Raw genomic sequence first — 19,360 nt, forward strand, 5'->3', positions numbered from 1 at the left:
GTGGACCGGTGCGTTCAGCCCTGACGACCGACCAGGTCGAGGAACTCGAGCTCGGCGCCCGGACCCCGGAGCAGCGGCGCGCCGCGTCGGCCCGGCTCGAGCAGTGGGCCGACGACCCCCACCCGGAGGACGACCTGTCGCCGGCCGCCCTGCTGGTGCAGGCCGGGGAGCTGCGCGGGATGGCCGGGGACGCGGAGGCCGCGCTGGCGTTGTTCGAGCGGGCGGTGGCGGCGGAGGGCGAGGTCGTCCCGGACGTCCGGACGGCGCTGCACCACGGGCTGGTCCGGGTCGGCCGGCTCGACGAGGCCCGGCGGCTGACCGAGGAGGTGCGCCGCTCCCGCCCGCGGGACGCCGACGTGTACGCCCTCATCGGCGAGGACTACGAGGAGGTCGGCGACCTCGCCGAGGCCAACCGGTGGCTGAACCTGGCCCTGCAGCGGCTGCTCGCGCAGACCGACGACCCGCTCGGCGAGGCGCCCGGCATGGTCGCGGCGATGGTGCTCGTGGCCCGCCGCCGGGTGCGGGAGCGGCTCGGCTTCCCGCCCGACGAGTTCGACCTGGGGCTCTCCCGCGTGCAGGAGACCGACGGGCCGTGACGGTGCACCGCTCGCACCGGGTCGCCGGGGCCCTGGTCGGCTCCGCGGTCGGCGACGCGCTCGGGGCGCCGTTCGGGTTCGGCCCGCCCGGGGCCTTCTCGGCCCGGTTCCCGCGGCCGGCCCGCGGCGTGCGCACCGAGATGTGCGGCGGCGGGCCGCTCGGGTGGGCGCCCGGCGAGTTCACCGGCGACACCCGGACGGCCCTGCTCGTGGCGGGGTCGCTGGTCGAGCGGGGCGGCCTGGACGAGGCCGACGTCGTCGACCGGCTCCGCGCCCGGCACGCCGCGGGCACCGGCTCGCTGGTGCGCACCACCCCGGCCGCGGTCCGGTTCGCCCGCGAGGGGCGGGAGGCCACCGTGGACGCCGCCCGCCGGCTCTCGGCGCTCACCTCCGCCGACCCGTCCGCCGGTGAGGGCTGCGCGGTCCTCCACGAGCTGTTGCGGGTCGCGCTCGACGGCGGCGACCCGCTGGCCGCCGTCCCCTCGGCGCTGGCGGCGGTCGCGCCCGCGCACCGCCGGCGAGCGGCGGCCGTGCTCGACCCCGGCTGGACGCCGGCCGACGCCACCGGACCCGACGGCGCGGTGTGGCCGACGCTCGGCTCGGCGGTGTGGGCGCTGCGGCAGGGCGGCGGTTTCGAGGCGGTGCTGCGCCGGGTCGTCGACCTCGGCGGGCACACCGGCACGGGAGCCGCGGTCGCCGGCGGCCTGGCCGGGGCGGTGCACGGGATGGCCGGCATCCCGATGCGCTGGTCCTCCGCGGTGCACGGCCGGGTGCCCGGGCCCGGCGACCGGGTGTGGCGCTCGGCCGACCTGCAGGAGCTGGCCGCGGCGCTCGACGGCCGCCCCGGCGTGCCCTACGAGCGGGGCGTCATCCCGCGGCTGGGACCGCGCGAGGTCGTGCCCGGCATCTGGGCGGGCAACCTGGACGGCGCCCGCACCAGCGCGGCCGACTTCGCCGTCCTGTCGCTGTGCCGGCTCGGCGAGCCGTTCCCGCACGAGGTGCACCGCCAGGCCCACCTCGCCGACGACGAGCACAACGCCGACGTCGACGCGGTGCTCGCCGACGTGCTCGACGACCTGGCGGCGCTGCGGGCCGACGGCCGGCGGGTGCTCGTGCACTGCCACGGCGGGGCCTCCCGCACCGGGCTGGTGCTGCGCGGCTGGCTGGTGCGCGAGGAGGGCCTGGGCGTCGAGGAGGCCACCGCCCGCGTCGCCGGGCGCTGGGAGCACCTCGGGCTGTGGAACGAGAGCTTCACCGCGGCGCTGCACCGGCTGGCCACGCGGTGCGGTCAGGACCCGTCGACGCGGACCACCGTGTAGGTCGTCTCCGGGGTCGGCGGGGTACCGAACCGGGCGTTGACGGCGTACAGCTCGTCGCGGAAGCCGGCGACCGTGGTCGGGACGTCGAAGTCCGGGTCGGTGAGGGTGTCGACGACCGTGCCGCTGCGGTAGGAGGGGTCCAGCCGGACGACGGCGATCTCGTCCAGCCGGTTCCGGACGACGTGGAGCGTGCTGCCGCGCCGCAGCAGCCCGTCCCCGTTGGTGAGGGAGGCGCCGCCCAGGTCCACCCGGGTCGCCTCGCCGGTGGCCGCGTCGACGGCGAACAGCAGGCCGGTGTTCGACTGCACCACCAGCAGCGTCCGGCCGTCCGGGGAGGCCTCGATGCCGTTGGCGTTGAACCCGTCGGTGTACTCGATCTCCCCGGTCAGCGGGAGGGTCGTGGCCTCGCCCGGCTCCCCGTGCGGACCGAGGGGCACCACGTGCAGGACCGGTTCGAGGGAGTCGGTGAAGTAGGCGGCGTCGCGGGTCACCACGACGTCGTTGACGAACCCGGCGGTCGCGAAGGACCAGCTCGCCAGCTCGTCGCCGGTCCGCGTGTCGTGGACCCGCCCGGTGCCGGTGTCGCCCCCGGCCACCCAGAGCCGCCCGCGCCGGTCGACCTCCACGCCGACGGCGACGCGGCCGGGCACGCCTTCGACGAGGACGCTGCCCTCCCCGGTGCGGAGGCTGCCCCGGTAGATCGCGCCGTCGGCCAGGGAGCCGACGTAGAACGTGGGCCCGCGGCCGGTGGCGATGCCCTCGGGCTGGAAGCCGGCCGGCAGCGGGATGACGTCGGGGAACCACCCGCCCCCGTCGGCGCCGGCCGGCGCGGCACCGACCGCACCGCCGGTCAGGCCGAGGACCGTCGCCGTCAGGACCGTCAGCACACGTGCGCGCACGTCTCCCCCAGGTGTCGCGGAGCCGGACCGGGCCCGGCCCCGACGCTAGCCCCGTCCTCCCGGGCCCGCAGGGTGGCCCCCCGGCCGCCGACGTGCCCGCCGCGCCCTCCCCCGGCACGCTCTCCCGCATGACCGACGCCCCGACGTGGCCGCGCGCCGCCGGGCGCGGTCCGGTGGTCGTGCTGGGCAAGCTGGTGGCCGACGCGGTCCTCGAGCTGTCGGAGCCGCTGGTGGTGGGCGGGCAGCAGCGGGTGGTGCGGACGACGACCGCGGGCGGCGCGCCGGCCAACGTGACCTCGGGCCTGGCGCGGCTGGGGGTGCCCGCGGTGCTGGCGGGCTGGGCCGGCGCCGACCCGCTCGCCGACGGGCTGCTGGCCGGGCTGGCCGCGCGCGGCGTGGACCTGGCGGTGGTACGCCGCGGGCGGACGCCGCTGGCCACCGTCCTCGTGCACCCGGACGGCGAGCGCACGCTGCTCTCCGACCGCGGCGACGGCGGGCTAGAGCCGGATGACGTCGCCGGCGTCCCGCTGCCGGGCACCGCCGTCCTGCACCTGGACGGCTACGACCTGCTGCGCTTCCCGGACGCGCTCGCGGCCGCGGCGGACCGCGCGCACGGGGCCGGCGTGCCGGTGAGCCTGGACGTCGCGGCGGCCACCCGCGTCCGGGCGCACGGCGCCGAGGACTACGCGGGGTCGGTGCGACGGCTGCGGCCGGACCTGCTCCTGTGCAACGCGGCGGAGGCCCGCGTGCTGGGCCTGGAGCCGGACGGCGACCTGCCGCCCTGGGCTCCGGACCTGGTCGTGGTGCACGCCGGCCCGGAGCCGACCGCCGTCCGCACCCGCGGCGGGACGTGGCGGGTGCCGGTGCCGCCGGTGCCGGTGCCGGTGCGCGACACCACCGGCTGCGGCGACGCCCTCGCCGCCGGGGTCCTCGCCGGCTGGCGGGCCGGCGACCCGGTGCTCGACGCCGTGCGGGGCGGTCACGCCGCCGCCGCGGTGGTCGCCGGCGTGATCGGCGCCCAGCCCCCGTCCTGAGCCGCCGCCCGGGGCTGGCGCCCGGCCGGGCCGTCAGAGGTCCGGCACGCACTCCCCGCGCCCCAGCGCGGCCAGCCCGGTCAGGTCACCGGCGGCGAAGTGCACCACGGTGCTGGTCGTCGGGTACATGAGCTGGGCGGGGTCGGAGACGTGGGCGAGGCCGACGAGGTGGGCGACCTCGTGGAGCAGGATCCCGCGCGCCACGGCGGTCCCCCGCTCGTCGGCGAGCAGGCGGCCGAACTCCGCCGCGTCCAGGTCGACCGTGCCCGTGACCAGCACCCGCGGCCCGCCGGGTGGCGCGGCGGCCGTGCTGCCCGCGCGCCCGGCGACCTCGGTGGCGAAGTCGGGCGCCTCCGCCTCGGTCTGCCACGAGACCAGCACGGGCGCCCACCGGTCGCCGTAGCGCTCGGGCTGGAAGGCCGCCCGGTCGGGCGCCGGCACTTCGTCGGTGGACCCGTCGTGCACGAACACCAGCCCGGTGACCGCCGAGACCCGGGCGAACGCCTCATGCACGAGCGCGTCACCGCCCGGCGGGGCGTTCCCGGGCCGGAGGACGTAGTGCACCGGCCGGCACGGGTCGTACGCGACCGGCCGGACGCCGTCGTCCTGCACCGCGACGTAGGCGTGCGGCCCGCCGCCGGCCGGTGCCGCCGGCGGGGGGCCGGGCCGGCGCCGGGGGACCAGGCGCGCCACGGCGCGGCGGCAGCGGGCCGACCGGCCGCCTCGTCGAGCACCCACCGGGGCACCCGGCCGGTGGGCGAGGTGGGCAGCCCCCGGGACACCAGTCCTCGTCCTGCGTCCGTCCCGCGTCCCGTCGTCCTGCGTCGCTGTGCACCAGCGCTGTCCCCGTCGTCCGTGCGGTCGTCCGGGGAAGTCGTACCGGCCCGCCGCGCGCGGAGCCAGGACCCGCGCCCCGGCCCACCCGGAGGGGTGAGCGGTGAGCAGACGGCCGGGCGGACGTCCCCTCCGCGCGTCCTACGTCAGTGAGTGCACCTGCACTCGTTGACGTAGGACGCCGGAGGGGACCGAGCCGGGGCCCCGCGGTCGGCCGCCGACGGGGTCGGCCGACCAGGGCGTCACCCGACCACGGTGGCCATCTCGGCCAGTCGGCACAGCGCGTTGACCTGGCGCAGCTGCTCCGGCGTCCGGACGGTGGCGTCGAGCAGCTGCTCGCTCATCACCACGACGGCCAGCGCCTTGGCCCGCGACACCGCCACGTTGAGCCGGTGCAGGTCGTAGAGGAAGGACACCCCGCGCGGGGCGTCCTCGGCGCTGGTCGAGGTGGTCGAGTAGACGACCACCGGCGCCTCCTGCCCCTGGAACCGGTCCACGGTGCCGACCCGGGCGCCGTCCGGGAGCAGCGCGCGGATCGTCGCGACCTGGCTGTTGTAGGGCGCGACGACCAGCACGTCCTCCGGCCCGACGAGGGCCTGCTGCCCGTCGGCGTCCACCCAGCCCACGCCCTGCAGCGACCGCCACAGCTCGGCCACCGCCGCGGCCTCCTCGGCCGACGAGGCCGCCGACACCCGCGCGTGCCGGACGTACCGGACGGCCAGCCCCGAGCCCGACACCAGCCCGCCGGCCTGCACCGCGATGCGCTCCCGGCCGGGGGCGGACTCCAGCCGTCCCTCGTAGGCCAGCTCGGAGACGTACCCGGTCAGCGCCGGGTGCATCCGGTAGGTGCGGTCGAGGAAGACGCCGCGGTCCTCGGGCACGGTCGGGTGCCCCTCGAGCAGGTGCTCCAGCGCCGAGCAGCCGGACTCGCCGGGGTGCACCGCCTGCGTCGGCTGGGCCAGCTGCTGGGGGTCCCCGAGCAGCACCAGCGAGCGGGCGGAGCGGGCGACGGCGAGGGCGTTGGCCAGCGAGAACTGCCCGGCCTCGTCGACGACCAGCACGTCGACGGCCTCGGCGAGGTCCGGCCGGCACCAGAACCACGCCGTCCCGCCGACCAGCGACGCCGACCCGTCGAGCAGCCGGGCGGCCACGTCGGCGGCGTCCCTCGACCACTCGACCCCGGGCGCCCCGCAGGCCTGGTGCTCCTCGCACTTCTGCAGCGCCGGGCGGTCGACGGCGCGCAGCACGTTGCCGATCACCGCGTGGGACGTGGCGGTGACGCCGACCTTCTTCCCGGCGTCCAGCAGGGCGCGGATCAGCCGGGCGGCCGCGCGCGTCTTCCCGCTGCCCGGCGGCCCCTGGACGGCGAGCACCTGCCCGTCGAGCTCCAGCCCGAGCCGGACGACGGCGTCCCCCGCCTCCTCCCCCGGCAGCCGCCGGCAGTCGGCCGGGACCACCCGGTCCAGCAGCGCCCGCCCGAGGGACGGCCGGCCGGCGAGGACGTCCTCGGCGGTCGCCGCGATCGCCGCCCGCATGGCCGTGTCGGCCAGCGGACCCTCCGGGCCCAGGCCGCGCGGCGGCACCGGCTCCCTGGCGCTCTTGACCACGACCCGGCCGGTGACGGCGTCGACCTCGCGCACCTCGCCGACCCGCACGCGGGTGTCGACGTCGAAGGCCTTCGCGCCGACCGAGAGCTTGGTGTCCTGCGGCGGGAAGGTGAACGCGTAGAGCTTGCTGCGCTTCTCGGTGCCGATCTCGACCGGGCGCGACAGCCCGCCGAGCGCGGTGCGGTCCTCGACGAGCTCGTCGTCCTCCAGCTCGCCGCGGCTGAAGAACTCCCACCAGCCGGGCCGGGCCTCGCGGCGGTGCCACTGCACGAGGTCGCCCAGCAGCGCGTGCCCCGCCCCGGCCAGCCGCTCGACGAGGGCCAGCTCGGCGACCTCGGCCTCCGACCGCGGGGCCGGCGCGGCGACCTCGGACGCCGCCGGGCGCGGCTGCTCCCCGTGCTCGGCCTCCAGCTCGGCGCGCTGGGTCTCCAGCCAGTCGTGCAGCTCGCGGGTGGAGTCGACGTCGTCCCGGTTGTAGTCGTGGATGGCCCGCAGCCGGGCCGGGTCGCGGTCGGTGAGCCACTTCTCGTACTCGACGACGCTGCTCATCGCGTCGGCGACGTCCCCGGTGTGCTCGCGCCCGTAGAAGGCCTCGACCTTCTTGATCGAGTAGGACTCCTTGCTGATCCGCATCGCCTGGCGGACGACGGGGTAGAGGTCGACGAACCGCTCGGCGCGCAGCAGCTGGTCGAGCTCGGCCTCGCGGACGCCGTACCGGCCGGTGAGCCGCTTGAGCGCGCTGACCTCGTAGGCGGCGTAGTGGTAGACGTGCATGCCCGGGTCGGCCCGCCACGCCTCGACGACGCGGTCGACGAGGTCGGTGACCATGCGCCGCTCCTGGTCGGCGTCGTGCGCCCAGAGCGCCGTGAAGGCGCCCGTGCGGTCGCCCAGGCCGGCGAGGTACTCCAGGCCCGCGCCGTCCCCGGCCAGCGGGTCGCCCTCGAAGTCGAGGTACAGGTCGCCCGGGCTCGGCGCGGGCAGCCGCAGCAGGCCCTGCGCGGGGATCGGCGGGAGCAGGGTGCGGGTGGGCCGCCCGGCGTGGCGGCCGCGCAGCTGCTCGCGGGCCTGGTCGCGCAGCCGCTCCCGGGTGGCCCGGCCGATGCCGGTCGCGCGCAGCGTCTCGTCGTCGGCCCCGGCGAGCTGCTCGACGGTGGTGACGCCGGCGGCCAGCAGCGCGGCCCGCTGGTCGCGGCGCAGCCCGGCGACCAGGCTCAGGTCGTCCCCGCGGCGCAGCTCGTCGGAGCAGCGGGCCGTCCAGGTGCAGCGGTCGCAGTAGGCGGTCGGCACCGGCGCGGTGGGCGGGACGTCGGCGACGAACCCCTCGAGCCGGGCGCGGGCCCGGCGGGCGTAGGCGGCGACGTCCACCAGCCGCCAGGGCCGGGACCCGCCGTCCCCGGTGACGATGCAGATGCGCTCGGGCGTGCGGCCCTGGAGGGTGGCGAGCCGGGCCGCGTAGGTGGCCGTCTGCAGCAGTGCCGGCACCGTGATGCGCCGGGCGAGCTTGGCGTCGGCGACCTCGTAGGACCAGTCCCCCAGCGCCGAGGGCGCTGCGACGCGCAGCAGGAAGTCCGCCTGCCCGCCCCAGGTGCCGTCGGAGAGGGTGGCCTGGTGGACGACGTCCACGCCGGCGCGCATCGCCTCGAGCGTGGCCGCCTCGCTGCGCCGGCCCTGCAGCCGGACCACGGTGAGGCCCTGCTCCTCCAGGGACTCCAGGTAGGCCAGCTCGTGGGCGATGCCGAGGTCGGCGACGAGCACGGCCTGGTCGCCGGCGCCCTCGGGCGGGGGCTGCAGCGCGCCCGTGGCCACCGCGAGGTTCAGCGCGGTGAGGTGGGCGCACTCCTGGTGGCGGGTCAGGTCGCTGGGGCTGAGCACCAGCCGGCCGGCGATCCGGTGCACGGGTTCAGCCCCCCGTCGCGCGAGCGGCGGTGGGCAGGAGCAGGTCGGGCAAGGGTCCCCCGTGGTGGTGCCGGTCGTGGAGCGCCGACGACCCTGTCATGCCGGTCGGCGCCCGCGAAGCCCCCGCGCCGCGCGGGCGGAACCCGTCGTCCCGCCGCCCGGCAGCGGCTAGCCTCGGCACGGTGCCGAAGCGCTCCCGCCGCCCCGCACGCGGCACCGGAAGCCGCCCGAGGAAGGCGCGGCCGCCGCGGCGGCGCCGCGACGGGGCGCCGTCCCGGCAGGAGGGTCCCGACCTCGTCGACGAGATCGCCGGCGCCCTCGCCGCGGACCACCCGCTGCCGCTCCTGGGGCTGGTGAGCTCCTTCCTCGACGCGTTCGGCGGCGACCCCTCCCCGCTGGACCCGCGCCCGCCCGGGTGGCCGACGCTGGACGACCTGCTGCAGAGCTTCGTCGAGGCCCCGCTGCCGGAGACCTCGGCCGTGCTGGCCGGGATCGCCGGCCTCTCCGGCGACGAGGTGCTGAGGTCGCGGGTGCGGCGGGAGATCGCCGCCCGCGGCGACGTCCTCCCCCGGTGGCTCGCCGAGCTGCACCGATCGGTGCCCGCCGATCGCGCCGTCCAGGTGCGGCACGTGCTCGGCGACTCGGAGGACCTCGTCGTCGGGATCCGGTTCGCCGACGGCTCCGACGCGTGCGCCGTCGTCCTGGTCGACCACAACATGGGCGGCGTCGCGAAGGACGCCTTCGTCGTCCCCGGACCGCTCCCCGAGGTGGTCGCCCTGCTGCAGGAGGCGGCGGGGGACGACCCGGACACGAGCCTCGAGGACCTCGACCCCGCCGACGCCCGGGCGCGGATCACCGAAGCGGTCGCCCTGGGCGCCCACGTCTACCCGCCGCTGGAGTCCGAGACCTGGCCGGGCTGCCGGCCGTTCGTCGAGTGGGTGGTGCGCCTGCTGCCGGCCGGCGGCACGGGCTACGTGCGTCCGGAGTGGAGCGAGGCGGACACCCGGGCGCTGGCCGAGCGCTTCCTCGCCTCGCCCCACGGCACCGGCCCGGACGATGCCGACGCGCGCCTCCTGCTGGACCGGTTGCTGTGGTTCGGTACGGACTACGGGCCGGGTGACCCGATGCGCTGGAGCCCGACGGCGGTGGAGATCCTGCTGGCGGACTGGATCCCCCGGAAGGTGGTCGCCGAGGCGGAGCACCTGGCGCGGGTCCCGCAGCTGCTGCGCGCCTTCATCCGGTTCTGCCACGCCGAGCGCGGCATCCGCCCCGAGCTGACGGCCGAGACGCTGGCCGCCGTCGACGAGTTCGAGCCCGGCTACCAGCAGGCGATCCGGACACCCCGGCCGCAGGGGCCGGACGCGCTCCTGGCCGCCATCGGCGCGCTCGACCCCGCGGACGCCGCCCGGCCGCCGGAGGACCCGCTCGCCCTGCCCCCGGCGTCGGCCCGGGCCCGGCTCGGCGACCTCGTCGGCGGCGGGGCCGCCCTCGACCGCCTCGACGGCGCCCCGCTCCCGGACGAGCCGTTCCGCTGGGACGGCGTCCCGGAGCAGGCCCGTGCGCGGGTGGGGGCGGTCCTGGAGCTGGTCGACCGCTGCTGCGACGAGCTGTTCGACGTCGAGCTGCGGACGGCGGCCCGCCGGGTGCTGGCCCGGGTGGCCGCCACCGACCCCGCGCCGCTGCGCCGCGGCCGGGTGGAGGGAGCGGCCGCGGCGGTCTGCTGGCTGGTGGCCAGGGCGAACGACGCGTTCACGGAGCGCCGGATCGCCGTCCGCGACCTGGCCGGCTGGTTCGGGGTCTCCGAGAGCACCCCCGCCGCACGGGCCAAGCCGCTCCTGCAGGTCCTGGGCATCGACCCGTACGACTACACCGCCGGCCCTCCGGGGCTCCGGTCGCCGGACCAGCTGACCTCGAGCACCCGGCGGGCGCTGATCGAGATCCGCGACCGGCTGCCCTGAACCGGTCCGTCGGGGACGCCGCCGCGGTGGCCGTGGCCCGCCCGCGGCTGATCCCCCCCGGGCGCCTCCGTCCGTGAGTGCACCTGCACTCACGGACGGAGGCGCCCGGGAGCAGGTGGGGTGCTCCTCCGGGCGGCACCGCGGTGACAGCGCCACGACAGGGAGCCCGCCGACCCTGGTCGCACCAGCCGCACCACCGGGAGGAGAGCACCCCGATGTCCGAAGCAGTCTTCCGCGCGCACATCGAGCAGATCTGGAACGACCAGGACCCGGCCGGCATCGAACGCTTCATCGCCCGCACGTACCGCGGCCACGACCCGGCGGAGCCCGAGACCATCGTCGGCGTCGACGGGTACAAGGAGCACTTCCGGGTGCTCACGACCGCGTTCCCGGACATGCGGATCACGATCGAGGAGACCCTCGGCGTAGCCGACCGCGTCACGGCGCGGTGGTTCGTCGAGGCCACCCACCGCGGCGACTTCGGGGGCATCCCGCCCACCGGGGTGCGTGTCCGGGTCCAGGGCATCAGCGTCGTCCGGATCGCCAGCCGCCAGCTGGTCGAGGAGCACGGGATCACCGACGCGCTGGGGCTGATGAGGCAGCTCGGCGTCGTCCCCGGGACCGTGCGGCCCCCCTCGATCCTGGTCTAGCGCCCGGCCGTCGCTCAGCGCACGCGGACGAGCACCCTGCCGGCGGCCCGGCGTTCGTCCAGCTCGCGGATCGCCGCGGCGGCGTCCTGCAGCGGGAGGACCCGGCCGATCGGCGGGGCGATGGCGCCGGAGCGGATCAGCGGCACCAGGTCGCGCCACTGCCGGCCGGGCAGGTCGGGCTCGTCGGCCCACAGCTCGGCCGAGGCCACGCCCATCACCGTGGTGTTGGTCAGCAGCAGCCGGCTGACCTTCACGGTGGGGATCTCACCGCCGGTGAAGCCGAGGACCAGCAGCCGGCCCTCCCGGGCCAGCGAGCGCAGGGAGTCGGGGAAGCGGTCCCCGCCGACCGGGTCGACGACGACATCCACCCCGCGCCCCCCGGTCAGCCGCCGGACCTCGTCGCGGAAGCCGTCGACCGGCACGACGTCGTGCGCCCCGGCGGCCCGGGCGACCTCCGCCTTCTCGGGCGTGGACACGACCGCGACGACCCGCGCGCCGGAGGCCGCGGCGAGCTGGCAGGCGGCGGCCCCGAGACCCCCGGCGGCACCGTGCACCAGGACGCGCTCGCCCGCCTCCAGCCGCGCCCGGCGGACCAGGGCGAAGTGCGCCGTCAGGTAGTTCAGCGGCAGGGCGGCGGCCCGGTCGGAGGGGACGCCGTCCGGCAGCGGGAACACCATGGAGCCGTCGACCGCGACGGTCTCGGCGAGGCCACCGGTGGTCGGCAGGGCCGCCACCCGGTCACCGGCGCGGAAGCCCGCGGCGTCCGCCCGCACCACCCCGGACACCTCCCACCCGGGCGTGAACGGCAGGTCGGGTCGCCGCTGGTACCGGCCCCGCGTCTGCAGGACGTCGGGGAAGGTGACGCCGGCGTGCTCGACGTCGACGAGCACCTGGTCCGGCCCGGGCACGGGCTCCGGTCGCTCCCGGACCTCCACGGCATCCGGTCCCGTGAGCGCGGTGATCATCGCGGCACGCATGACGCACGCTAGAACACCGCGGAGCCCGGCGCCGGGTCCACCGACCCCCTCCCGGCGCTAGGCTCTTCCGGTGGCGGACCACCTCCGTGCACTCCGGCAGGCGCTGGTCCTGCTGCTCGCCTCCGGCGTCGTCGCGCTCGCCGCCGCGGGCGTGTGGTCCCTGCTGCAGGACGGCGGTTTCCGGTCGAAGTTCGCGATCTCGCTGCTCGTCATCGCCGGCCTCCTCGCCCTGACCAGCGGCACGGTGCTGCCCCGGAGCGGCTTCCTCGAGTCCCGGCTCGTCCACGGCGAGGTCCCGGAGCGGGAGGGGCCCGCCGCCGGCGAGGGGCTCACCGGCCTGGGCGTCTTCGCGTTCGTGTCGGTGCCGTTGCTCGTCATCGGGGCCGTCCTCCTCGGGTGACCCGGCGCCGGCCGCACCGCGCCCGGTCGGGGTCCGGCCGGTCGACGGGCCGGGACCTCCGGCCCTGCCCGCGGGGTCCGGTCGGCACCCTGCGGCCGACCGGGCGGCGCCCTAGCGTCGGGGTTCCGCACCCACCGGCGAGAGGGACAGCGTGCGCGCAGTGCAGTACCGGACCATCGGCGGCGAGCCGGAGGTGGTGGAGGTCCAGACCCCGGAGCCCGGGCCGGGCCAGGTGCGGCTGCGGGTGACCGCGGCGGGGCTGTGCCACTCGGACGCCTTCGTCATGGGCCTGCCCGCCGAGCAGTACGTGTACGGGCTGCCGCTGACCCTCGGGCACGAGGGCGCCGGGGTCGTCGACGCGCTCGGCGAGGGCGTCACCGGCGTCGCGGTCGGCGACCCCGTGGCCGTGTACGGGCCGTGGGGCTGCGGGCTGTGCCACGCCTGCGCGCGCGGCGCGGAGAACTACTGCACCCGCGCGGCGGCCCTCGGCATCATGCCGCCCGGGCTGGGCTCCCCCGGGGCGCTGGCCGAGTTCATGCTGGTGGACGACGTCCGGCACCTGGTGCCCCTGGGTGACCTGGACCCGGTGGCCTCGGTGTCGCTGACCGATGCCGGGCTCACGCCGTACCACGCCGTCGTCTCCAGCCTGGAGAAGCTGCCGGCCGGGAGCACCGCGGTCGTCATCGGCGCCGGCGGCCTCGGGCACGTCGCGATCCAGGTCCTGCGAGCCGTCACCGGGGCGACGGTGGTCGCCCTCGACGTGAGCGAGCAGAAGCTGGACCTGGCGCGGGAGGTGGGCGCCCACCACGTGCTCCGCTCGGAGCCGGCGGTGGTCGACGCGATCCGGTCGCTGACCGGCGGGGTCGGCGCGCAGGCGGTGTTCGACATCGTCGGCGCGCCGCCCACCCTGGAGATCGCCCGACGGACGGTGGCCTCCGACGGCGTCGTCCAGATCGTCGGCATCGGCGGCGGGACGCTGCCCACCGGCTTCTTCTCCACGCCCATGGGGGCGTCGGTGCGGGCGCCGTACTGGGGCACCCGGACCGAGCTGGTGGAGGTGCTCGACCTGGCCCGGGCCGGGGCGGTGCACGTCGAGGTGGAGCGGTTCACCCTGGACGAGGCGCCGGAGGCCTACCGGCGGCTGCACGAGGGCACCATCCGCGGCCGGGCGGTCGTCGTCCCCTCGGCGTGACGCGCGCCCGCCGCGCGCGGGAGGCTGGGGCATGGCCGCCGACGTCCCGATCCTGCTGCTGGACGTCGACGGCGTGCTCAACGCCGTCGCCCCCGAGCTGCCGGCCGGGTGGCGGCGCGGGCGGTTCAACGGCTACGTGCTGTCGTGGGACCCGACGGTGACCGCGCGGCTGCGCGCGTGGCACGACGCCGACCGGGTGGAGATCCAGTGGCTGACCACGTGGGCCGGTGACGCCGACCGGCTGCTGGCCGAGCCGATGGGCCTGCCGCGGGGTCTGCGCGTGCACGCCCGGCCCGGCGTCGGGCCGACGGGCTTCGCCGGGGCGCTGTCGAGCGCGTCGGGCTGGTGGAAGCTCGACCTGGCCCGCGCCGTCGCCGAGGAGCACCCGGAGCGCCGCATCGTCTGGATCGACGACGACCTGGCCTACGAGGCCGCCGGCACCGGCGACTGGCTGGCGGCGAACCCGCACGTGCTCGTGGTGGCGCCGGACGTGTTCGCCGGCCTCACCCACGAGCACCTCGACGCCGTCGAGGAGTGGCTCGGGGGCTGAGTCCGAGCCCGACCGGGGCGGCGGGCCGCCGTCCCGTGCCGCTCAGACGCGGGCGGTGAGCAGCCGGTGCACCTGCTGGATGGCGATCGAGCCCTCCCCCACCGCGGAGGCGACGCGCTTGACCGAGCCGTGCCGGACGTCGCCGGCGGCGAGGACGGCCGGGACGCTGGTCTCCAGCCCCACCGGCGGGCGCTCGAACCCGCCCAGCGCGTCGTCGCTCAGGTCCGCCCCGGTCAGCACGAAACCGGCGGGGTCCCGCTCGATCTCGGGGGGCAGCCACCCGGTGCGCGGCTGCGCACCGATCATCAGGAACAGCGCGTAGGCGTCGACCCGCTCCAGCTCGCCGGTCCCGCGATCGCGCAGCACCAGGTGGTCCAGCCGCCCGTCGCCGCCGCCCCCGACGACCTCGGTGCCCGTGCGGACCTCGATGCCGGGGGTCTCCTCGACCTGGCGGACCAGGTAGTGCGACATGCCGGCCTCGAGCGCCGCGGCCCGCACCACGAGCGTGACCCGCTTGGCGTAGCGGGCCAGGTGCACGGCGGCCTGCCCGGCCGAGTTCGCGCCGCCGACGATGAAGACCTCCTCGCCCGCCACGAGCGGCGCCTCGGAGGCGGCGGCGCCGTAGAAGACGCCGGCCCCGTGCAGGGCCTCCAGCTCCGAGACGCCGAGGCGCCGGTAGCTGGCCCCCGTCGCCAGGACGACCGCGGAGGCGCACACGACGCCGCCGGTCTCCGAGGTCAGGACGACGTGGCCGTCCTCCCGCCGCAGGCTCGCGATCTGCTGCATGAAGGCGAAGCGGGCGCCGAAGATCCACGCCTGCTCGTAGGCGCGCCGGGCCAGGTCCCCGCCGGTGACCCCCCGGGGGAAGCCGAGGTAGTTGCGGATCGCGGAGCTCGCCGTGGCCTGACCGCCGAGGCTGCCGGAGTCGACGACCAGGGTGCGCAGCCCCTCGGAGGCCCCGTACACGCCCGCGGAGAGACCGGCCGGGCCGCAGCCGACGATCACGAGGTCGTACCGCTCCCCCGCCGGCTCGATCACCGTCCCCGCCGACCGGGCGATGTCCAGGTCGCTCGGGTCCTCCACGATCCTGCCGCTGGGCATGACGAGCAGCGGCAGCCGCCGCTCACCCGCGCCGTCGAGGACGGCCCGTGCCTCCGCGGAGTCGGCCAGGCAGAACCGGTGCGGCATGGCGCAGCGGCCGAGCACGTCGCGCAGTTCGTACGCCCGGCCCGACCAGGTCTCGCCGATCACGTCGATGGTGTGCGGGGCCCGGCGTGCCGCCTCGGCCCAGGTGAGCAGGAAGCTCGACAGCGCCAGGTGGAACGACTCGTCCGGCGGCGGGGCCGGTCGCACGACGTACTGGTCCATGCGCCCGCGCGCGATCTCCTCGAACATCGCGTCGCCGACCTCGGCGATCCCCACGTGCTCCCAGCCGAGGAGCAGGACTCGCTGGGCCTGCGGGAACAGCGGCCGCACCTCCGCGAGCACCTCCGTGCCCGGCTTCCCGGCGAGCTCCTCGGCCGCGAGCACCAGGGCGACCTGCTCGCCGGCCAGGGCCAGCTCCTCCAGGGTGGCCAGCGCCTCGCCCGCCGAGCGCAGGCAGCAGATGCGGTAGTCGGAGGCGTAACGGTTGCGCAGCTCGCGCTCGACGCGTTGCAGCAGGGTGGGGTCGTCGTCCACGGCGACCAGCAGCGGAGCGCTCATGTTCGCTCTCGATCGGGGTCGGCTGGTGCCCGGGCCCGGTTGACCCGGACCCGCCGACCCTAGGAACCCGCTGCTCCCGGCGCCAGGGTGCGAAGGTCCCTTTCCCCGCCGCGCCGGGCGGGGGGCGGCTCGCCGGTGACCTGCGGCGACGCGCTGTCACCCGATCGGCGGCGGTGGCCGGTAGGCCTCGGCGCGGTGCGCGATCCGGACGACGAGCACCGTGCGGGTGCCGTCGTCCACGTCGATGAGCACCCGGTAGTCGCCGCGGCGTGCGCTGCGCAGGCCCGCGAAGTCACCGGCCAGGGGCTTGCTGAGCCCGAGGGGGTTCTCCGGGAGGACGGTGGTGAGGAACTCGACGACGGCCACGGCGGACCGGGTCGGGAGCCGGGCCAGCTGCCGGCGGGCCGCCGAGGCGATCCGGACCTCGTAGGGGGAGGTCACTCGCCGAGCCCGTACTCCGCTCTCAGTTCGGCCGCGGAGGTGGTGCGCCCGTCGGCCAGCTCACGTCGGGCCCGCTCGACGTCGTCCCGGACCCCCGGCTGGGACAGCCAGAAGATCGTCTCGTGCAGGGAATCGAGGTCGGACTTGGCCATCAGCACGGCCGCCTCTCGCCCGTGCCGGGTGATCGTCACGATGTCGTGCGTGGTCTCGGCAGCCTCGACCAGGGCGGAGAGCCTGTCCTTGGCCTCGCTCAGCGGCACGGTGGTCATGCGCCGAGGATAGCCGGAATTCTGGCCAGGACGGCCGACTCCGACACCTGCTCCACCCATCAGGCGTCGGCCAGCGCGTCCCGCCACTCGACGCCGCGGTTCTCGGCCGCGACGGCGTCCATGACGTCCAGCACCGGCTCGACCGTGCAGGTGAAGGCGGCGTAGATGGTGGTGAGGTACTGCAGGTCGGCCGGTTCGTCGGTCTCGATGACGGCGTAGCCGCCGAACTCACCGACGCGGACGACGAACTGGTGGAAGGTCAGGCTCTTCGGCATCTCCCACTGGGAGAAGACGTCGAGGATGCGCTTCTGCGTGGCCTCGTACTCCGCGGCCGACCCGGCCGGCCGCTCCCGCCAGGTGAGGACGTACTTCATGTCGGCCCCCCTCGGACGCCCCGAGGTTCCCGGGTTCCGCGACCGGCGGGAAGGGGGACGGCGACGGCCGGCACCCGACTCCCGCCGTCCCGACGCGTCGGCACAACTGGTCCACCGGCGGTCGCTCCCCGGCACGGCCCGTGGGGTAGGCACGCGCCGTGGACACGCGCACGCTGCTGCTCGGGGACTGGACACCGGTCGTCCGGGACGGCATCGACGTCCTGCGGCTGGTGATCCTCGGCGGGGCCGTGGTGTACGCCGCCGCCGGGGACTGGGGCGCGGCGGCGCTGCTGGCCCTGCTGGGCGGCATCACGCTCGTCGCGCGGGTGATCAACCTGCCGCGCCCCTACGACCTGTCGCTGACCCTGGCGATGGCGCTGCAGGGGTTCGGGGAGGTCCTCGGGCTGTACGACGAGTGGGTGCGCTTCGACGACCTGGTGCACGTCACCGTGCCGATGCTCACCGCGCCGGTCGTGTACATCGCCCTGGCCCGGGTGGAGGTGGTGCCCGACCCCCGCGACGAGACGCACCTGCCGCACTACATCGGCATCGGGGTCGTGACCGCCGCGCTGGGCATCGCCATCGGGGCGCTGTGGGAGGTCTACGAGTGGCGCTCGGACGCCTGGTTCGGCACGAACCTCTCGGAGGGCAACGACGACACCAACGGCGACCTGGTGCGTGACACCCTGGGCTCCCTGGTCGGCGGCGCACTGCTCGTCGTGTGGACCCGCTTCGGCTGGGGCTCGGTGCGGCGCATCCCCGGGGTGAACACCCACGAGGACGTCAGCGCCTGACCGGCACAGACCTCGGGTCCCGGAGGAGCGCTCTGCGGGGCGTCCCGTCGGCGGGCACGGACCTGTTGACACCCCTCCCCGGCGGGTCGAGGTTGGTCCGCACCAGGCCGGACGACCGGTGTGCGGGGGTCGATCGGCCGCCGCACCGCTGGGAGGCCGCCATGCCCACGCCGGAAGAGCGGGTCACCGAGCTGCTGGCCGAGGTCGGCGGCGAGGCCGCCCCCGCCGTCCTGCTCTGCGACCGCCATCCGGCCGACCGGGTCGCGCTCACGGTGGTCGAGGGTGATCTGTCCGGCCGGGACCTCACCTACGGCCACCTGCGGGTTCGCTCGGAGCAGGCGGCCGCGGCGCTGGCCTCGCTCGGGGTCCGGGCGGGCGACCGCGTCGCCACGCTGATGGGCAAGGGCGAGGACCTCGTCGTCACCGTGCTGGGCATCTGGCGCCTGGGTGCGGTCCACGTGCCCCTGTTCACCGCGTTCGCCCCGGCGGCCATCGGTGCGCGGCTGCTGCCGAGCCGCACCACGGTGGTGGTGTGCGACGCCGATCAGCGGGCCAAGCTCGACCCGGGGCCTGACATCCCGGCCGATGCGCCGTGGCGCGTCGTCGTCACCGGGGATCCGGCACAGCGCCGCCCGGGGGATGCCGGGCTGGACGACCTGCTCGACGCGCAGCTCCCCGGTTACGCCGCCGCGGTGCGGCGGCCCACCGATGCGCTCATCCACCTGTTCACCTCGGGGACGACCGGAGCCCCCAAGGCGGTCCCGGTCCCGGGCGGCGCCCTGCCCGGCATCGCCGTCTACCTCGAGTACGGCCTGGACGTGCGCGCGGACGACGTCTTCTGGAACATCGCCGACCCCGGCTGGGCGTACGGGCTGTACTACGGCATCGTCGGCCCGCTCCTCACGGGCCGCCGGAACCTGCTGCTGCGCGCCGGCTTCGACGTGGGGACGACGTGGGAGGTCCTCGACCGGTTCGGCGTCACCAACTTCGCCGCGGCCCCGACGGTCTTCCGCGCCCTGCGTGCCGGGGAGGCGCAGGCGCCGTCCGCGGGACTGCGCCTGCGGGTGTGCTCGAGCGCCGGTGAACCGCTCAACCCCGAGGTGGTGTCGTGGGCCGAGCAGCGGCTGGGGGTGCCCGTCCGGGACCACTACGGCCAGACCGAGCTCGGCATGGTCGTCGTCAACGGCTGGCACCCCGACATCCGGGCCGAGGTGCGGCCCGGGTCGATGGGGCGCCCGATCCCCGGCTACCGGGCCGCCGTGCTCGCCTCCGGCGAGGACGTGGCGGCGCCCCCCGGCGAGCCGGGTCGCCTGGCCGTCGACGTGCCGGGCAGCCCGCTGATGTGGTTCACCGGGTACGCCGACGACCCCGAGCGGACGGCGGAGCGGTTCAGCGCCGATCGGCGCTGGTACCTGACCGGCGACGTCGCGTCGGTGGACGAGGACGGCTGGTTCTCCTACTCCTCGCGCGACGACGACGTGATCATCATGGCGGGCTACCGGATCGGGCCCTTCGAGGTCGAGTCGGCCCTGGTGTCGCACCCGGCCGTCGCGGAGGCGGCGGTGATCGGCGTACCCGACGCACTGCGCGGCGAGGCGATCGAGGCCTACGTCGTCCTCCGCGACGCCGGGTCGGCGGCGCCGGGCCTGGTCGAGGAGCTGCGGGAGCACGTCAAGCGGCGCTACGCCGCCCACGCGTGCCCCCGGCGGATCCACGTCGTCGCCGCGTTGCCGCGCACGCCGAGCGGCAAGGTGCAGCGCTTCGTCCTGCGCGAGCGGCGCCGCAGCGAGGCCGACCGGCGGGAGCCGAGCAGCAGCCCCGCCTGAGCCGTCGACCGCCCCGGCCGACGGTGGAGCTGGTCTCCCG

At 76.7% G+C, this 19,360-nt stretch carries 18 protein-coding genes; 10 read left to right on the forward strand and 8 right to left on the reverse strand.

Annotation, left to right across the window (positions count from 1 at the left end; all coding sequences use genetic code 11):
* Positions 1–8 precede the first annotated feature (8 nt).
* Together D0Z06_RS12000 and D0Z06_RS12005 are read left to right on the forward strand one after the other, a co-directional pair.
* On the forward strand, positions 9–596 hold the full coding sequence (locus D0Z06_RS12000) for a tetratricopeptide repeat protein (protein ID WP_117377628.1): 588 nt from the start codon (positions 9–11) through the stop codon (positions 594–596).
* Positions 593–1,915 carry an ADP-ribosylglycohydrolase family protein gene (locus tag D0Z06_RS12005; RefSeq protein WP_199522269.1) on the forward strand — a complete coding sequence of 441 codons (1,323 nt, stop codon included), beginning with the start codon at positions 593–595 and terminating at the stop codon, positions 1,913–1,915. Before D0Z06_RS12000 ends, D0Z06_RS12005 begins: the two co-directional genes overlap by 4 nt.
* Here the strand turns inward: D0Z06_RS12005 and D0Z06_RS12010 are convergent.
* Positions 1,885–2,814 carry an SMP-30/gluconolactonase/LRE family protein gene (locus tag D0Z06_RS12010; protein WP_117377629.1) on the reverse strand — a complete coding sequence of 310 codons (930 nt, stop codon included), beginning with the start codon at positions 2,812–2,814 and terminating at the stop codon, positions 1,885–1,887. The genes D0Z06_RS12005 and D0Z06_RS12010 overlap by 31 nt on opposite strands.
* Before the next feature lie 128 nt (positions 2,815–2,942).
* Between D0Z06_RS12010 and D0Z06_RS12015 the strand changes: the two genes are divergently transcribed.
* Positions 2,943–3,848, forward strand: a complete 906-nt coding sequence (locus D0Z06_RS12015) for a carbohydrate kinase family protein (RefSeq protein WP_147332035.1) — start codon at positions 2,943–2,945, stop codon at positions 3,846–3,848.
* A gap of 33 nt (positions 3,849–3,881) precedes the next feature.
* On the opposite strand, the gene D0Z06_RS12020 is transcribed toward D0Z06_RS12015, so the two are convergent.
* Entirely contained in the window at positions 3,882–4,541 is a 660-nt protein-coding gene (locus D0Z06_RS12020; protein ID WP_233517623.1) for a matrixin family metalloprotease, read from the reverse strand.
* Positions 4,542–4,924: 383 nt separating this feature from the next.
* Positions 4,925–8,185: a TM0106 family RecB-like putative nuclease gene (locus D0Z06_RS12025; RefSeq protein WP_117377633.1), complete on the reverse strand. Its 3,261-nt coding sequence runs from the start codon at positions 8,183–8,185 to the stop codon at positions 4,925–4,927.
* Between the two features lie 182 nt (positions 8,186–8,367).
* Between D0Z06_RS12025 and D0Z06_RS12030 the strand changes: the two genes are divergently transcribed.
* Both D0Z06_RS12030 and D0Z06_RS12035 read left to right on the forward strand, forming a co-directional pair.
* A complete protein-coding gene (locus tag D0Z06_RS12030; RefSeq protein WP_147332036.1) occupies positions 8,368–10,143 on the forward strand; it encodes a DUF6398 domain-containing protein in 1,776 nt (591 codons plus the stop codon).
* A 215-nt stretch (positions 10,144–10,358) separates the two neighbouring features.
* Complete coding sequence (locus D0Z06_RS12035) at positions 10,359–10,793, forward strand: ester cyclase (RefSeq protein WP_117377636.1); 435 nt, start codon at positions 10,359–10,361, stop codon at positions 10,791–10,793.
* Between the two features lie 14 nt (positions 10,794–10,807).
* On the opposite strand, the gene D0Z06_RS12040 is transcribed toward D0Z06_RS12035, so the two are convergent.
* Positions 10,808–11,701 carry an NADPH:quinone oxidoreductase family protein gene (locus D0Z06_RS12040; protein ID WP_233517624.1) on the reverse strand — a complete coding sequence of 298 codons (894 nt, stop codon included), beginning with the start codon at positions 11,699–11,701 and terminating at the stop codon, positions 10,808–10,810.
* Positions 11,702–11,840: 139 nt separating this feature from the next.
* Between D0Z06_RS12040 and D0Z06_RS12045 the strand changes: the two genes are divergently transcribed.
* The 3 genes from D0Z06_RS12045 (at position 11,841) to D0Z06_RS12055 (ending at position 13,912) form a co-directional block, all read left to right on the forward strand.
* On the forward strand, positions 11,841–12,170 hold the full coding sequence (locus D0Z06_RS12045; RefSeq protein WP_117377640.1) for a hypothetical protein: 330 nt from the start codon (positions 11,841–11,843) through the stop codon (positions 12,168–12,170).
* A 160-nt stretch (positions 12,171–12,330) separates the two neighbouring features.
* Positions 12,331–13,362: an NAD(P)-dependent alcohol dehydrogenase gene (locus tag D0Z06_RS12050; RefSeq protein WP_233517625.1), complete on the forward strand. Its 1,032-nt coding sequence runs from the start codon at positions 12,331–12,333 to the stop codon at positions 13,360–13,362.
* A gap of 31 nt (positions 13,363–13,393) precedes the next feature.
* The gene (locus tag D0Z06_RS12055) at positions 13,394–13,912 is read left to right on the forward strand and encodes an HAD domain-containing protein (protein WP_117377644.1); all 519 of its coding nucleotides are present in this window, start codon (positions 13,394–13,396) and stop codon (positions 13,910–13,912) included.
* A 42-nt stretch (positions 13,913–13,954) separates the two neighbouring features.
* Here D0Z06_RS12055 and D0Z06_RS12060 read toward each other — a convergent pair whose 3' ends face one another.
* From D0Z06_RS12060 to D0Z06_RS12075, 4 genes are all read right to left on the reverse strand, one after another.
* On the reverse strand, positions 13,955–15,616 hold the full coding sequence (locus D0Z06_RS12060; protein WP_117377647.1) for an NAD(P)/FAD-dependent oxidoreductase: 1,662 nt from the start codon (positions 15,614–15,616) through the stop codon (positions 13,955–13,957).
* A 156-nt stretch (positions 15,617–15,772) separates the two neighbouring features.
* A complete protein-coding gene (locus D0Z06_RS12065; RefSeq protein ID WP_117377650.1) occupies positions 15,773–16,057 on the reverse strand; it encodes a type II toxin-antitoxin system RelE family toxin in 285 nt (94 codons plus the stop codon).
* A complete protein-coding gene (locus D0Z06_RS12070) occupies positions 16,054–16,326 on the reverse strand; it encodes a type II toxin-antitoxin system Phd/YefM family antitoxin (RefSeq protein ID WP_117377652.1) in 273 nt (90 codons plus the stop codon). Before D0Z06_RS12070 ends, D0Z06_RS12065 begins: the two co-directional genes overlap by 4 nt.
* Before the next feature lie 59 nt (positions 16,327–16,385).
* Positions 16,386–16,700 (reverse strand): DUF3303 domain-containing protein, encoded by a 315-nt coding sequence (locus tag D0Z06_RS12075; protein WP_117377653.1) that lies wholly within the window; start codon positions 16,698–16,700, stop codon positions 16,386–16,388.
* Positions 16,701–16,858: 158 nt separating this feature from the next.
* Between D0Z06_RS12075 and D0Z06_RS12080 the strand changes: the two genes are divergently transcribed.
* Positions 16,859–17,494, forward strand: a complete 636-nt coding sequence (locus D0Z06_RS12080; protein ID WP_117377655.1) for a hypothetical protein — start codon at positions 16,859–16,861, stop codon at positions 17,492–17,494.
* 161 nt (positions 17,495–17,655) lie between these two features.
* Positions 17,656–19,320: an AMP-binding protein gene (locus tag D0Z06_RS12085; protein WP_117377657.1), complete on the forward strand. Its 1,665-nt coding sequence runs from the start codon at positions 17,656–17,658 to the stop codon at positions 19,318–19,320.
* Positions 19,321–19,360: the final 40 nt, after the last annotated feature.

The organism is Geodermatophilus marinus (assembly GCF_003428645.1).
In the GTDB taxonomy this organism is placed as follows: domain Bacteria; phylum Actinomycetota; class Actinomycetes; order Mycobacteriales; family Geodermatophilaceae; genus Geodermatophilus.

What these genes read in the sequence shown, in the direction of transcription:
- D0Z06_RS12015 (WP_147332035.1), top strand. Translation starts at nt 2,943, where the DNA reads ATGACCGACGCCCCGACGTGGCCGCGCGCCGCCGGGCGCGGTCCGGTG.
- D0Z06_RS12035 (WP_117377636.1), top strand. Translation starts at nt 10,359, where the DNA reads ATGTCCGAAGCAGTCTTCCGCGCGCACATCGAGCAGATCTGGAACGAC.
- D0Z06_RS12055 (WP_117377644.1), top strand. Translation starts at nt 13,394, where the DNA reads ATGGCCGCCGACGTCCCGATCCTGCTGCTGGACGTCGACGGCGTGCTC.
- D0Z06_RS12060 (WP_117377647.1), bottom strand. Translation starts at nt 15,616, where the DNA reads ATGAGCGCTCCGCTGCTGGTCGCCGTGGACGACGACCCCACCCTGCTG.
- D0Z06_RS12070 (WP_117377652.1), bottom strand. Translation starts at nt 16,326, where the DNA reads ATGACCACCGTGCCGCTGAGCGAGGCCAAGGACAGGCTCTCCGCCCTG.
- D0Z06_RS12075 (WP_117377653.1), bottom strand. Translation starts at nt 16,700, where the DNA reads ATGAAGTACGTCCTCACCTGGCGGGAGCGGCCGGCCGGGTCGGCCGCG.
- D0Z06_RS12085 (WP_117377657.1), top strand. Translation starts at nt 17,656, where the DNA reads ATGCCCACGCCGGAAGAGCGGGTCACCGAGCTGCTGGCCGAGGTCGGC.